This window comes from Staphylococcus sp. LKG4-2, assembly GCF_050955665.1.
Taxonomy (GTDB): domain Bacteria; phylum Bacillota; class Bacilli; order Staphylococcales; family Staphylococcaceae; genus Staphylococcus; species Staphylococcus saprophyticus.
Genome location: NZ_CP194533.1, coordinates 40692 through 56157, shown reverse-complemented (window position 1 = coordinate 56157; position 15466 = coordinate 40692). Strand labels below are relative to the sequence as shown.

At 28.9% G+C, this 15466-nt stretch carries 15 protein-coding genes and 2 pseudogenes; 10 read left to right on the top strand and 7 right to left on the bottom strand.

What is annotated here, in order from left to right; genetic code table 11:
• Positions 1-13 precede the first annotated feature (13 nt).
• From ACM6UH_RS12910 to ACM6UH_RS12870, 9 genes and pseudogenes are all read left to right on the top strand, one after another.
• Positions 14-991, top strand: a complete 978-nt coding sequence (locus ACM6UH_RS12910; RefSeq protein WP_002483606.1) for an NAD(P)H-quinone oxidoreductase — start codon at positions 14-16, stop codon at positions 989-991.
• A gap of 226 nt (positions 992-1217) precedes the next feature.
• The gene (hchA, locus tag ACM6UH_RS12905) at positions 1218-2093 is read left to right on the top strand and encodes a glyoxalase III HchA (protein ID WP_002483605.1); all 876 of its coding nucleotides are present in this window, start codon (positions 1218-1220) and stop codon (positions 2091-2093) included.
• A gap of 243 nt (positions 2094-2336) precedes the next feature.
• The gene (locus ACM6UH_RS12900) at positions 2337-2930 is read left to right on the top strand and encodes a recombinase family protein (RefSeq protein ID WP_021459089.1); all 594 of its coding nucleotides are present in this window, start codon (positions 2337-2339) and stop codon (positions 2928-2930) included.
• Positions 2902-4227, top strand: a pseudogene (locus ACM6UH_RS12895) (Mu transposase C-terminal domain-containing protein); the annotation flags it as partial. The gene ACM6UH_RS12900 and the pseudogene ACM6UH_RS12895, both read left to right, overlap by 29 nt.
• Positions 4227-4556 (top strand): annotated as a pseudogene (locus ACM6UH_RS12890) (AAA family ATPase); the annotation flags it as partial. The pseudogenes ACM6UH_RS12895 and ACM6UH_RS12890, both read left to right, overlap by 1 nt.
• Positions 4557-4708: 152 nt before the next feature.
• Positions 4709-5329 carry a recombinase family protein gene (locus tag ACM6UH_RS12885; protein WP_397610410.1) on the top strand — a complete coding sequence of 207 codons (621 nt, stop codon included), beginning with the start codon at positions 4709-4711 and terminating at the stop codon, positions 5327-5329.
• A 4-nt stretch (positions 5330-5333) separates the two neighbouring features.
• Positions 5334-5813, top strand: coding sequence for a hypothetical protein (locus ACM6UH_RS12880; RefSeq protein WP_397610409.1), 480 nt, complete (start codon positions 5334-5336; stop codon positions 5811-5813).
• 12 nt (positions 5814-5825) lie between these two features.
• Positions 5826-6473, top strand: coding sequence for a hypothetical protein (locus tag ACM6UH_RS12875; RefSeq protein ID WP_433912027.1), 648 nt, complete (start codon positions 5826-5828; stop codon positions 6471-6473).
• The gene (locus ACM6UH_RS12870; RefSeq protein ID WP_433912026.1) at positions 6460-7749 is read left to right on the top strand and encodes a TcaA NTF2-like domain-containing protein; all 1290 of its coding nucleotides are present in this window, start codon (positions 6460-6462) and stop codon (positions 7747-7749) included. The genes ACM6UH_RS12875 and ACM6UH_RS12870 overlap by 14 nt, the downstream gene beginning before the upstream one ends.
• A gap of 30 nt (positions 7750-7779) precedes the next feature.
• Here ACM6UH_RS12870 and ACM6UH_RS12865 read toward each other — a convergent pair whose 3' ends face one another.
• A complete protein-coding gene (locus ACM6UH_RS12865; protein ID WP_433912025.1) occupies positions 7780-8544 on the bottom strand; it encodes a DUF5677 domain-containing protein in 765 nt (254 codons plus the stop codon).
• Between the two features lie 19 nt (positions 8545-8563).
• Positions 8564-8986, bottom strand: a complete 423-nt coding sequence (locus tag ACM6UH_RS12860; protein ID WP_433912024.1) for a YolD-like family protein — start codon at positions 8984-8986, stop codon at positions 8564-8566.
• A gap of 434 nt (positions 8987-9420) precedes the next feature.
• Between ACM6UH_RS12860 and ACM6UH_RS12855 the strand changes: the two genes are divergently transcribed.
• Complete coding sequence (locus tag ACM6UH_RS12855; protein ID WP_433912023.1) at positions 9421-9720, top strand: hypothetical protein; 300 nt, start codon at positions 9421-9423, stop codon at positions 9718-9720.
• A gap of 106 nt (positions 9721-9826) precedes the next feature.
• Here the strand turns inward: ACM6UH_RS12855 and ACM6UH_RS12850 are convergent, their stop codons facing one another.
• The 5 genes from ACM6UH_RS12850 to topB are packed head-to-tail and all read right to left on the bottom strand — an operon-like array spanning position 9827 to position 15465.
• Entirely contained in the window at positions 9827-10768 is a 942-nt protein-coding gene (locus ACM6UH_RS12850) for a hypothetical protein (protein WP_433912022.1), read from the bottom strand.
• Between the two features lie 11 nt (positions 10769-10779).
• Entirely contained in the window at positions 10780-11385 is a 606-nt protein-coding gene (locus ACM6UH_RS12845; RefSeq protein WP_031770307.1) for a restriction endonuclease, read from the bottom strand.
• A gap of 2 nt (positions 11386-11387) precedes the next feature.
• Complete coding sequence (locus ACM6UH_RS12840; RefSeq protein WP_433912021.1) at positions 11388-12413, bottom strand: DUF3991 domain-containing protein; 1026 nt, start codon at positions 12411-12413, stop codon at positions 11388-11390.
• Positions 12414-12446: 33 nt separating this feature from the next.
• Positions 12447-13328: a hypothetical protein gene (locus ACM6UH_RS12835; protein WP_433912020.1), complete on the bottom strand. Its 882-nt coding sequence runs from the start codon at positions 13326-13328 to the stop codon at positions 12447-12449.
• Positions 13329-13338: 10 nt separating this feature from the next.
• The gene (topB, locus tag ACM6UH_RS12830) at positions 13339-15465 is read right to left on the bottom strand and encodes a DNA topoisomerase III (protein WP_433912019.1); all 2127 of its coding nucleotides are present in this window, start codon (positions 15463-15465) and stop codon (positions 13339-13341) included.
• Position 15466 lies beyond the last annotated feature (1 nt).

Genomic DNA, 15466 nt, shown 5'->3' with positions numbered 1-15466 from the left:
AAGGAGGACTAAAATGAAAGCTGTTGTTTTAAATAAACCAGGTGGTGTGGAAGAATTAAACTTAAAGAATGTTGAAAAACCTATACCACAAGATAACGAGGTACTTGTGAAAGTAAAAGCAGCTGCAGTTAATAGAACTGATATAGTAAGCAGAGAAGGGACTATGGAAGACTTAACTGGAAAAATTTTAGGCGTTGAAGTTTCAGGAATAGTTGAAGATATAGGTGGAAATGTGGACGTCGCTATAGGAAAAAAAGTGATGGGTTTAGTAAACCGGGGAGGTTACGGTGAGTATGTCATTATGCATAAGTCTTTTGTTATGGATATGCCAGATAACCTGACTTTTGAAGAAGCAGCTGCAATTCCAGAAGTTTTTTTAACAGCTTATCAAACATTATTTTGGCTTGCTGGTGTTAAAGATAATGAGAAACTGCTCATACATGCTGGCGCGAGTGGCGTAGGAACAGCTGCTATTCAACTTATTAAGAACCTAAGAACAAATGTAGAAGTCTTTGTTACAGCTGGTTCTGATGAAAAGTTAAAATTAACTCAATCTTTAGGTGCTAACCATTTAATTAATTATAAAAAACAAAACTTCCAAGATGAAATCAGTAATCTAACGCAAAATGAAGGTGTTAATGTAATTTTAGATTTTATAGGAGCACCTTATTGGCAACAAAACATTAATAGTTTATCTGTAGATGGTAGACTCGTTTTAATTGGAATATTGGGTGGAACAATTATTAAAGAATTTGATTTACAAACATTACTTCAAAAGAGAATTCAAGTTACAGGTACGCTTCTAACACCAAGAAGCAATGAATACAAATCAAGATTAAAAGATGATTTCTTAAACGACTCCAAAATATTATTCGAACAAAAAAAGATAAAACCTATTGTTGATAGTGTATTTACTATAGAAAATATAAAAGAAGCACACACTTATATGGAAGAAAATAAAAATAGCGGAAAAATAATATTAACCTTTTAAACATGTAGTACCAAAATGAGTCTTACTCAACAGATGATAATAATTGATAAATATTTAACTAACAAAATATTAAAAAGAGAGTTAAATATACTTTTAATATTCTTTCGTATTTAATCTCTTTATTTAAGTTGTTTTCCCTTCCCTTAAAGCATAGTTTAAATATTAAAATAAAAATATCAAAGGAATTAAAAATTTTTGATTAATAAAAAAGAAAGAAGGAATTAAAATGGCACAAGATGTAAATGAACTAAGTAAAAATCCTACCCCAGATCAAGCAGAAGAAAATGCTTTTTTCCCTTCGCCTTATTCACTTAGTCAATATACGGCACCTAAAACAAATTTTGACGGCGTAAAACATAAAAACGCTTATACTGAAGGTAAATGGAAAGTATTAATGATTGCAGCTGAAGAACGTTACGTATTACTAGAAAATGGTAAAATGTTCTCTACAGGAAACCATCCAGTAGAAATGCTATTACCATTACATCATTTAATGGAAGCTGGTTTTGATGTTGATATAGCGACAATTTCAGGCTATCCAGTGAAATTAGAGTTGTGGGCTATGCCTAACGAAGACGAAGCCGTATTACAAACTTATGAAAAATTAAAAGCTAAACTCAAACAGCCTAAAGTTTTGTCTGATGTTATAAAAAATGATTTAGGTTCTAATTCAGATTATTTATCTGTTTTTATACCAGGCGGTCACGGAGCTGTAGTAGGTATTTCAGAAAGTAAAGAGGTTCAAAAAACGTTGGATTGGGCTTTAGAATACGATAAATTTATTATTACTCTATGTCATGGACCAGCAGCTTTATTATCTGCTTCTATGGGTAGAAAAGAGTCTCCATTTAAAGGTTATTCAGTGTGTGTATTTCCTGATGCTTTAGATGAAGGTGCAAACTTAGATATTGGCTATTTACCGGGTAAATTAAAATGGCTTGTGGCTGACCTTTTAAGTAAGCAAGGTCTTAAAGTTGTAAATAAGGAAATGACAGGAAAAACCCATCAAGACCGTAATTTATTAACTGGTGATAGTCCTTTAGCATCTAATGAATTAGGATTACTTGCTGCAGATGCTTTGGTAAATGCTGTTAATAAATAATAAAGATGCCTGTTTTAATCTCACAATACCGGAAGTAAAATGAAAAACTTCTTTGTAGGTAGATGTTTTTATATGAAAGAGTGTCCAGAAAATAACCATTTTCTGTACACTCTCTTTTTATGTCGAAATAAGTGAGTATTACATATATTTTCGTGTTCAAAAACCCAACAAAAAATCTATGTTCACAAAAGACCTTGAAATTAAGTTATGGTACACTGGATATGTATATAGGAGGTTTGTATTTTGAAAATAGGTTATGCAAGAGTTTCAACTGGATTACAAAATTTAAATTTACAGGAGGATCGATTAAACGCATATGGTTGTGAAAAGATATTTAGCGACCATATTAGTGGTTCGAAAAGTAAAAGGCCTGGTTTAGATAAAGCAATTGAATTTGCGAGATCAGGAGACACGATTGTTGTTTGGAGACTAGATAGACTAGGACGTAACATGGAAGATTTAATCACATTAGTTAATGAGCTTAACGAACGAGGCGTGAGTTTTCATAGTTTAGAAGAAAATATAACTATGGATAAATCAAGTTCTACAGGACAATTATTATTTCATTTATTCGCAGCGTTTGCAGAATTTGAACGTAACTTAATTTTAGAACGTTCTTCGGCTGGTCGAATTGCAGCTCGTGCCAGAGGACGTTATGGTGGAAGACCTGAAAAATTAAGCAATCAAGATTTGAATTTACTCAAAACACTTTATGATAATGGTACACCAATTAAGACAATTGCAGAACAATGGCAAGTTTCACGCACAACAATTTATCGTTACCTCAATAAATTGGAGGAAAAGGAAGATGAAAAACAAGGAGAAATACCTCACTAATTTTTCTGAAACCAAGCGTAAAGAGGCTATACAAAAGTACGATGTTATTAAACCTTTTATTTTAGGAAACAAATCCTTATAAAGTATTTCTAAAAATACAGGCATTGCGTTAAGTACACTTTATAGGTGGAATAAGTTATATAAAGAACAAGGACTTAAGGGGCTAATTTATACAACAAGAGCCGATAAAGGGACACGTAAAATAGAACCAAAGATAATTGATGAAATTGAACGCCTTGCACTTAAAAATAAAAGAAATAGTATTGCTACAATTCATAGGAAAATCGCTAATTATTGTAAAGAGAATAATTTTGATACACCAAGCTATAAACAAGTCTATAGTGTTATTAAAGCAACGCCTAAATCTGTGATTGATTTTTCTCATCAGGGTGAAAAATACTATCAAAATAAGTACGATTTAATACAAATAAGAGAATCATCAAGACCAAATGAAATATGGCAAGCTGACCATACTTTGCTAGATGTCTATATATTAGATCAAAAAGGTAACATCAATAGACCGTGGTTAATCATTATTATGGATGATTATAGTCGTGCAATTGCAGGCTACTTTTTAACATTTGATAGTCCTAATGCCAAGAATACTGCCCTAACACTACATCAAGCTATTTGGAATAAGAGTGATACAAGATGGCCAATATGTGGGATTCCTGAAAAGTTCTATACTGACCATGGAAGTGACTTCACTTCACATCATATGGAACAAGTAGCTGTTGATTTGAAAATTAATTTAATGTTTTCAAAAGTTGGCGTGCCACGAGGTCGTGGAAAAATAGAAAGATTCTTTCAAACAGTCAATCAAACATTCCTAGAGCAAATTCCTGGATATATAAACAATAACGATGAGTTTAAAAATTTACTAGAATTTCAAGAGTTCGAAGAAAAATTACGCCAATTTTTGATTGAAGACTATAATCACAAAGAACACAGTTCTATTGGTTGTTCACCAACAAGTCGATGGAATAGTAATCTCTTTTTCCCCAATATGCCCAGTAGTTTAGAACAACTCGATTTACTCTTACTAGAGATTCCTAAATCTAGAAAAATCCATTCAGATGGTATTCATTTTCAAGGATTTAGATATAGTAATACGAATTTAGCAGCTTATGTAGGTGAATATGTACTGATTCGTTACAATCCCAATGATATGGCTGAAATACGCGTGTTTTATAGAGATGAATTCCTTTGTACAGCTATATCTCCTGATTTATCTGATTATTCAATTGATATAAAGGATATACAACATGCTCGTAGTCAGAGAAGAAAGCACTTGAAGGTATGCCAGGTATTGAGAAAAAACTATCTCGTTATCCTCAACTATATTCTCGTATAGGTTTTGCACATGAATTTGATAATTTAAGCAAAGATGAAACACATCATATATTAGAGTATAAGTGGCAAGATCTAGGAGTTGATTTAAAACTTGAAGACTTCACTGACTATGAAGCTATAACAACTATTATTAAAATCACTAAGGGTAATTTTAGACTTATTCATCGCTTGTTTGCGCAGATAGATAGAATTATGGATATAAATGGCTTAGATAAAATCAGCACCGAGGTTGTAGAAACAGCAAGAGACAGTTTAGTCATAGGTATACGATAATAGAAAAAGCAACGTACCATATTAAAGTACGCTGCTTTTTCTCATTTATTAAGTGAAATTATTCTCATATACCAAGTAAAGTGACAAGAAAGTTGGTTTTTTAAGGTTTTAATTGTATGATTAGGGTGTAACAAAAAAGGAGTTGTAAAAATTTGAAAATTGGTTATGCCCGAGTATCTACAAAAGATCAAAATTTAGAAAGACAAATAGAAACATTAAAGAAGTATGGTGCTACAAAAATATTTGAAGAAAAACAATCTGGGAAGAATATTAAAGATAGAAAAGTATTTCAAGAAGTTATGAATTTTGTAAGAGAAGAAGATACATTAATTGTTGATGCATTAGATAGACTTGGACGGAATTATGATGAAGTAATTAAAACTGTAGATTTTCTTAGAGAAAAAAATGTTAAATTAATTATTACAAGTCTACCAATGATGAATGAGATTGTAGGAAATGAACTCTTTGATAAGTTTTTAAAAAATTTAATCATTCAATTGTTAGCAATGATTTCAGAGCAAGAAAGAAATGATAGTAAGCGTAGACAAGCAGATGGTATAGCAGTAGCAAAGGCAAAAGGTATTTATAAAGGCCGACCTAAGCTATATAGTCCAAATGCAAAAGACCCACAAAAGCAAGCTGTATATTTTAGAGTTATACATTTTTTAGATCAAGGTATGGCAATCAGTAAAATAGCGAAAAAAGTTGGTCTATCAAGACAGACTATATATAGAATAAAGAGTGACTATAGGGCGAGTAAAGAGGAGTATTAACTTAATGGATAATAAATCAGGAAAGATTTTTAGCTTAGAATTAAATGTAGGTTCATTTTTGGGGGCAATTATTGCAATGTTTATATACTTCTTAAATTCACAGCAGGACATTAAAAGTCTTGTGAGCATTGCATTGTCGTTTGCTTTTCCTATTTATTTACTTAAAGTTAGTAGATTGTATGAACAAGTAGGATGTAATAAAGATAGTTTTCTTAAAGAAATACTATTTCCAAAGTTATCAAAAAATGATGTGAAAATATATTTAATAACTATCTGTAAATATCTAGTTTTGATAGCATTCTTTGTTTGTATAGCTTTATTATTTAATATTGGATTGCAAAACGAGGCTAATAATCTAATTAAAAAAGCAATTTGCTGCTATAGTGTTTTAGCACTTTTTATAGCATCAATTTTATTACTGATGGATTTAGTTTTTGATTTCGTTATCGGAATATTTTTGATAGCTCAAAAAAAATCATATTAGGAGTGAATAATTATGAATAGAAGTGATAGAGAAAGATACGAGGAAGAAAAAAGACAGCAACAATATTATGATGAAGAACGTAAAAGACAAGCATATCTTGAAGAAGAAGAACGAAGAAGATCATATTATAATGATAGAGATTACAGACGAGAACAACAATTGTATGAGGAAAATAAAAAAAATAAGCGTAGTAAAAAAGGATTATCATTTCTTGTAGTTATTCTTTTGATTGTAGCTTTAGTGTTTGCTTTTAAATCATGTAGTAATAATAACCAAGAACAAGAAAATGTATCTGATAATCAGACACAGCAGCAACAACCAAACAATGAACAATATGTTCAACAAAAAGATGATGAAATTCAAAGTAAAATTGAAGATACAAAATCTAGTATAGAAAATTCAAACGAAGATACACAAGCAACTTTACAAAGTCTAAAAGATGAAGTAAATAGTTTGAAACAAAATGCAAATGATGAAAAAACCGAGAAAGTAGCGAATGACTATCAAGATACTGTAAATCAACTTGATGAAGCAAATACAGCTAAGCAAAACGGTGATGATAGCAAAGTACAAGAAGAATTAGATAAAGTGAATAATAAATTAGATGAAATTAAAAATAAATTTTCAGAATGGTTTGGTAAAGATAATGAAAAACAATGATGAAAATAATTCTGAAAGTAAAAGCAGAAAATATATATTGGCTACTTTCATTTTCATAATATTTTTATTAATAGGGCTATTGATTTATATAATTCTTAATCAAACAAATGCACATGGTCAAATAATAGACTTTAAACAAGCAGCTAAGGATAAAGATTACAATAAAATTGCAGAGTATTTATCAAGTGGACAACGTGATTTGTCTAACGATGAAGCTAAAGCATTCATTAATTATATTAATGAGCCTCAAAATTCTAAAAGATTTGATAAAGAAATTAACGAAATAGAGAAAAACGTAAAAGATAATAATAAGTATGATATTGATTTAGGTGCTATTACTGATAATAATAGAAAAGAAATAATTAATGTTAAAAAAGATGGAAAGAAGTTTTTCTTTATAGAAAAATTAAAATTCGCCCCTAATTATACTAATGTATATGTAAAAGAGAATAATAATACAGGGGTGTATAATTATAATACTGATAAGGAACATCAAATTGTAGCAGATAAAAATAGACTAACAAGTATTGGAACATTTTTTACAGGAAAATATAATATTAATGCCAAAAAGAAAATAGAAGATACTTTCTTGACTGGTGAAAGCAGTGGAAAGTTAGAATTTAATACGGAAGTAACTGATAAAAATAATAAAGTAGTTGCTATACAAAATTTTGATCAGTCTAGTTTTAAAATAAACTTAAAAAATAGTGAATCATTAGATAAGAATAGTAAGAAAATTGTTGTTGATGGTAAAGAACAAGATTATGTAGAAAATAAAATTTATGGTAATTATTTTAATAATGATGAATTTAAAGTGCATGTAGTTGGTAAAATTGATGGTAAAGAATTTGTTACTAATGATAGAAAGATAAGTAAAAATAAATATCAAAGTCCACAAGAAGTAGATTTATCTTTTAATCAAGATTCTATTAATAAATTTAAACAAGAAAATAAAGAAATAGAAAATAAGGGCAAGAAATTTATGATTGATTATACCAACCATTTGAACCAAGCATACAAAAAATCTGACTATAAATACATTTCAGATTATATAGAAGAAGATAGTAAAGTAGCAAAGCATATGAAAAAGATGGTGGAATCAAAAGCTAAGAACAAATATAGTAATCCACAAATTGATGATATTAGTAAAGATAAAGACAAGTTACAAATTATTTTAACTAAAGAAGTCAACAAAAATAAAATTCAATCTAAGTATGCTCTAAAATACAGCAAAGAAACAAAACGCTTTAAAATAGTTGAATATGAGGATATTTAAAAAAGAGGGGAATGTGAATCCCCTCTTTTTTTATTTAAACATTGCATATAGCCTATTTATACAATATGCAATGATGCTTATTGATAATTGTGTATAACCTTTATCAATAGAATCATTATCTATCCTCTTTTTAATTGATTCTCTTAATGTAGCTGATGCATGTATATTAGATGAAAAGTTTTTGTAACATATATAGTAATATACAGGGAAACCTAAATAATCGCATAAATCTTTAAAATTATATAGATTGTTTGGTACGTTGTTACCAACTGAATCTTTTTTATATTCATTAGTTTGAAAATACCATTTTAACTTATTAGTTTTCATATTATCTATATTAGTAAAATTCGCTCTGTAATTAGATTCTGTTGATTTTAGATTAGGTACGTTAAATGCGTCTGAATATTCACTGTCGTTTTTATTAATATTTATATAGCTTCTTAAGTTTGAAAATGATATTTCATTAGTATCATCACGATAGACGTATTCATGATATCTTTGAATTTCATATTCCCTATAATCCAAATACCTTTTTGCTCTATCATTAGCATATTGCTCTTTATCGTTTAAAAATAATATATATATATAACGTTCAAATAATTGCCTTGATAATGCAGGTATAGGTTTATGAATTTCATTTTGAATTAAAAGCTCTACTGTTTCGTATAATTCACTAATCTCTAATAATAAATTATAATTAGCTAAATCAATATCTTTTAAACTAGATTGTTGTGCCATTTGGTCTTTAACAAACTCTATTATTTGTTTAAATGTTGATGCGTTTACTATAAACATTTAACTTTTCCTTTCTATTTTATATAACATCACAAATTACAGAAAATTTTAATTTAATTTTTTTTTGTATATCGCTAGTTAAATAAATTATTTCATTAATCATATCTACTTTCTTAATTATTCCTGAAAAGTGTTTCATATATCCATTATCCCAGTAATTAATTATACAAAAAGAATTAGTTTTTATCTTTTCATTAATTATATCATTAATAGATTCTAGTTGTTCTTCTGATAATAACGGCATATCAATTTTATTTTGGTCATCTATATATTGATCTAAAATTTCATATTGCTGTGGCATAGTTTTGAATGGCTGCCATTTAACTATACCTCGTCCTTTTGGTATTCGTGGATTAAGATATTCTCTAGGTATCTTTCTATAATCAGTTTCATATTTATATGGTTCTGGCATATCTGGATTAATTATTTTCAAGAAAATCACCTCAAAACTATTTTAGAACATACGTTCGCAATTATCAATAATATCTATAAAAACAAAGCGCTATGAGAGGCTCTCATTTACATCGAAAACAAAAAGGAGTGAGAGTATATGCGTAAGAGCGCACATATACTCTCACTTTTAAAACTAAATTCAAAAATGGAGGGAAAGTGAAGATTCACTTTCCCTTTATCTCATTTTTTAGAATTTATTTTTTTGTGTTGATACGCTCACACGCACAATCAAAGATTGTGCTTTTAACAAGCCTACGTGATCTTGCAAGGGGCAAAAAACTTTTTATTTGTGGCCATAGGCCAGTCTAAAAACTTTTATTTCTTGAACCCTTGCAACCTCAACGTAACGGCTTGTTGCAGTGGTTTCACAACACAGCAAAAATAAATAATTTCTAAAAGAAAAAATTTCAGGAGGTCATTAAAATGAAGAATTGCTCAAATTTAGATAATGATTTATTACAATTACTAGACACTAAATATAAAGATTTTAAATTCAAAATGGTTAATAGTAAAATATATCAAATTGATGGAAAATATGAAAAAGGTGTTCAACAACTTATATTAAAATCAAGCGACTATAAAAAGTGGAGTGGAAAGTATTTAATAACACTTGATAAAACTTATTTATGTATAGATAATTCTACAAATGATTGCTGGTGTGAAGAATTTAGAAATTACAATAAAGCGATTGGTTGGTTAAACGAGGAATTCGATGTTTTATAAATTTAAAATTAATAAGCCCTTATACAGTATGTTTGTATATGGGCTTATTTTACACATATGTAATTTATATTTGTGTAACTTACACATGTGTTACTATTCAACTGCTTTATTCATCAAGTGCTTTCAATATTTTAACCTTTTTAAGTAGATTATTTTTGTAATCTTCTATTTCTTCTAAATATATATCTTTATGAGCTAATGACATAAAGTTTAATATCCCTTTAGGGATATATTTATAAATATTAATCTGCTTATTATAGTTATCTTCAACTTCTTGGAGTATCGCATAATATTTATTTAATATTTCGATATGTTCTATATATTCGTAAGTATTTTTATTAAATGTGTAAGAATTAATATCTTCAAATAGTACGCCCATGTAATTAAATGTTTTAGCGTTGATTTTTATATATTCATTATCTAACAATCTAAAGGCCTTGCTCGTTTTTAAGAATGATTGCAATTTTTCTAATATTAATATTAAATCTTCATATATTCTATGTTTTTCTGGATTATATTCATACACATAGACTTTTTGGCTCGTTACATAGTTAATACCTAGTACCTTTGCTAATATGATGCGATGTGTACCGTCATTTATACCAATATAAACTGGTTTTTCACCTGATTTAACATATTTATTGAAGTTATATAAAGATAATCCACTTTTTCCATCTTCATAAAGTTCCTTTAATTCGTTAAAATTCATTTTAGTTAAATTTCTCAATAGATCATAAAATCTTAAACTAGATAAGTTAGCTTCTTTACTTTGAGGTAGGCCATAGATTCCCCAAAATAGTAAATTATACCAACTATGACCATTGTTTCCTGCTCTGGCCGGTGCATGTATATATTCTGTATCAATCCATGCTAACTCTGTTTGTTTTTCTTTATAATCATAGTAGTAATCAAATTCTGTTGCATAATCCACTTTTTCATTCATCGCTGCATCTAAATCACTATTTTTAACACCTCTATTTATTAAAAAATCATCTAGCTTTTCAACATTTTTCAGATGATATTCAACTTCTTCTCTATTCATTACCATACACTCACCTCTTAAATGTTTTTAGTATATTTGCAATTAGGATAGTTAGAACAGCCTAAAAACTGGCCGTTTTTACCTGTTCTAACTACTAATTCATGATTACATCTTGGACACTTTTCATTATTTGAAAAATCAGGATTTATACTAATAATCCATTTAGATAATGTATTTCTATCTTTCATAATTATTGAACAAGCATTACCTAATTCAACTGCACTTTTAGTATAAAAACTATTAGTTACTATCCATGCTTCATCAGCACCATGAAATTTTTGTGCTGCATAAATCTCTTGTACAGCTTTAATACCAATTTTTGAACTGCTTCTTTTGGCTTGAACGACTATTTTTTTGTTTTCATTTTTCAATATTAGATCAGCACCGTAATCATGTGATGCTTTTGTAACACTAGGCTTATACTTCAATTTAGAAAATAAGGCTTCCAAATAATATTCAAATTCTATTCCGTCCATTTTATCTACATCATATATTCTGGCTTTACGGTATATACTTTGAATTTTTTTCTTTTTTAGAAAATTAACTATGACTGGCAATAGTTTATAAGCGATAACTAATATAATGATTAATATGAGTATATTAAATACTGATATATTGTTCATATTCATCTTTCCATTTCTTCGTCTTTTTCATTATCTATGATTTTCATTTGTTCTTTTGCCTCTTTTGGTTTTTCGTAAGTCGGTTCGCCATTAGTTATCGCTTTGTCCTTTTTTAATTGTTCATTCCAGTCTTTACGTTCTGTAGGTAAATCAAGTTTAAAATCTGTATCGTAAGAATTTATTACATTTCTAACAAAGTTTTTGCCTGCTTCATCATTATCTACTGCTAATACAATGCTATTTAGTGGATAATCTCTAGGGTGTTCCCCTTTTGAGACATTATATTTACCAACTTCATTAACATGCTCTTTTAGACTTTCTAGTTTTAGACCAGAAAGTGAAGCAATACGTGTTTGTTGAATATCTCTGTGAGCATCATAATAGCTTAAAGCATCAATAGGGCTTTCTGTGAAAACTATATTTTTAATGCCTTTATCTTTATCTTGTAGTACATCAAGATGAAACCCACCATGTTCTTTTGAACCCTCCACAACCTGTTTGAATGGTTTATCACCTGTTCCTCTTTTATCAGCACCTACAATATTGTTTTCATTATCAAGCCACTTAAAGCAAACATTATTAAAACCGTCTTGTGCTACTGCACCAGTTTTAAATGACCAATCGACTAACCTTTCATCTAATCCACGTTCATTAATTAGGTAATTTCTCGCTATTTTAGTATTTTCTACTTCGTACTTTGTATCATATTTTAATTCTTTTTGTTCTTCTTTAGGGGCTTTAGATGCATCATATTGACCAAATTCACCATCTACTAACATAGTCATACCATCTTTAAACTTCATATCCAATACTTCAACAGCAAATGATAAACCACCGTTTCCTTTTTTACCTGTCGAATTCCAATAAAAGCTCTGTCCTTTTAATACTAATGAATCATGTTCATTGCAACGATCATACTTACCTTGTCTGCTAAATGACAAACCATTTTGTTCACCGATTTCTCTAATGTCCACATCTCTAGCTTTTGCTTTTTCTTCATCTGTAAATACTCTGTGAGTTTTTGACATTTTAAAAACCTCCTAAAAAAGCAATCCTAGTAATTAGGATTGCTTTTTAAATTCATTTATTTTCTTTTTTAAAATTTCTATTTCGCTTTTTACAGTTAAATTGAGTTCTTTTTCAAGATCTATTATTTTCATACCGTCGATTACATTTACCTTTGTTGATTTATTTAGAGCTATTAACGTATCATCTTCAAGATAAATATTTAAAATTGCTTCGTTTTCTTTTTTATTTTTAATAAACACTTTTACAAAGTAAATTTCTCTCTTATAATTTTTGAGTCTAAGTGTAGGTTTGTATTCGTTATAATACCAGTAGTTATATATATTGATATGTTTATTTTCAAAGAAAACATCTTCTCCTATGTCTAGTGTTTTAAGTTCTTTTTTATGATTTTCAAGAAGTAAGAATATTATCATGATGATATTATTCACTAGCAAGCTCAAAAAGAATATGATTGAAAAAACTATCATAACAAGTATAAACACTTTTATAGGTATAAAAAGTATTGCGAACACTTTCATAATAACTAGCGTAAGTGGATCCGTAGGTTGACCAATAAGGTTTTCAATTATTATAGAAGTATAAAATATTAATAGAAATATTATAGGTGCTGCAAAAGATAATAAACTTAATATAACCCTTTCCCCAACCTTACTAGCCCTAAATTTGGCACCTTGTGTAGTCAGAATTAGTACACCTATAGGGATATAGGCCATTATTAAGTCATTGAATATATTACCTAATGTTATTATTGTTTGTTTTAAATCATAGAAAGTTAGAAGATAAATAAATTCTTGATTAATAAATGTTCTAATTGCAATATATAATGTAATAAATGCTACAATAATATATTCCTTCTTTTGATCTCTATTTTTCCCAAAAATATTATCTAAAATTGGCTTATTTTCATTATCCATCTTTATCCCCCTAGTCAAACGTCAATATAATCTTTTTAATATTCTTTTCATTATCATCATCAAGTTTTAGATATGCTTCATATGACTTACCAGCTTTACTTTTAAACTTTAATTTTTGGGATGTCTTTCCTTTAGTTATCAATGTTTTCAACTGTTTATCTGGAATTTTTTTCTTGAAGAAATTTTTGAAAAATATTTGTTCACAATTACTACATTTTATAACCTTGCCTTTATCTGTTAGTTGACCCTGTTTACAATTAGGACATTGACCAATGGTACTTTCATCAATTGTTTTTTCAACTTGCTTTTGTACATCTACATTTTTGGCCTTTTCATTGTACTGATCTAGCTCTTTTTTAATGAATTTCATAGTTACATCAATAAAGCCACTTATATTAGCTTGTCCTTGACCGATATATTTTAATCGTTTTTCCCATTCTGCTGTCATTGTAGGGCTAGAAAGCAAGCTACCTTTAACTGCTTCACAAAGTAATATACCTTTTTCTGTGATTGCTACTTTATTACTTGTGATTTTGATATATTGTTTGGATTTTAAACCTTTTATAATGCCATCTCTTGTAGCCTCTGTACCCAAACCTTGTATATCTTTCAATATATCTGCTGCTTCATCATCATCTAATGTCTTTCCGCAAGTTTTCATCAATGTTATTAATTCGCCCTCTGTGTAGGGTTTCGGAGGTGTTGTAATACCCTCTTGAGCTTTAACTTTAGCATCTACAGATTCATTTAATTCAACTTTTGGGAGTTTATTTTCATTGTTACTTTCTTTCTCTGTATCATCTTTTAGAAATAATGATTTCCACCCTTTATTTTTTTCAACAGTACCTTTCGTATAGAAAATTAAACCATTCACATCAGTTTCAATGACAGTTTCATCAAAAACATAATCTTCTGCAAACATACTTAATGTTGTATTGACCACTTCGTTTAATACATTCATTTCTTCTTGATTCAAGTTTTCTATATCTTGTTTAGAAGGGATTTTTGAAGTCGGAATAATGGCATAGTGTTCTTGTACCTTCGAACCGTCTACATAGCGTTTACGAGGCTCTGTATAGCTTATATTAAAGTTTTTCTTATAGACTTCTTTAAGGGCTTCTAAATTTTGTTTTAAATAGTTAAATTCTTCTTCTGTAATTAAATTACTGTCAGTACGTGGATAACTTAATATCTTCCGTTCATATAGCGTTTGAACAATCTTTTTTGTCTTTTCTGTTCCATATTTGTATTTTTTATTTATCTTGGTTTGAAGTGTTGATAATGAATGTAATTTAGGTGCTTGTTGTTTCTTCTCTTTTGTTTCTACTTTACATACATTACCATGTGTTACTTGGCTTAATTTATGTTGCTTTTCTAACTCAATTAAATCTGCTTTTTCAAAAGTTTTAATTTTAGCCTTACCTTTATACTGACCGTTTTGAGCTTTAAATTCACCTACTACTTCATAATACTTTTCTGGTTTAAAATTGTTAATCGCCTTTTGTCTTTCATAGATCATACATAAAGTAGGTGTTTGAACTCTACCAATTGAAAAAGTTTCATTTAAACCTTGTGAACGAAAAATATTAGAATATAGTGGGCTTAAATTCATTCCTATTAGATAATCGCTTATTTGTCTTGCGTATGCTTCTTGATAGCTCTGATAGTCTTGTTTATTATCTTTTAAGTTTCTAAACCCTTTAATAATTTCAGAATCAACGGTTGAGTTAATCCATAACCTTTTTATAGGTTTATCTTTAACACCGGTTAGATTAAGCGTTGAATAAAAGATATTACTACCCTCTCTATCAATATCTGTTGCGTTAATTAATACATCAGCCTCTTTAAAAAACTTCTTCACTGCATTATATTGAGCGTTTTTATCTTTGCCAACTTTAAATTCAAAAGGTTCTGGTTTGTATGGTAAATTCTCTATTTGCCAATTATTTACTGGGTTTTTGTAATCTTTTGGTAGTTTTAATTCTACTAAATGACCATATCCCCATGTAACAATTGCATTACTTATAATATCGCTATCTTTGATTTCAATATATTCTTTGTGTTTAGCCTTTATACCTAATGCGTTAGCATAATCTCTTGCTTGTGATGGTTTTTCAGCGAATATAACTGTTTTCATA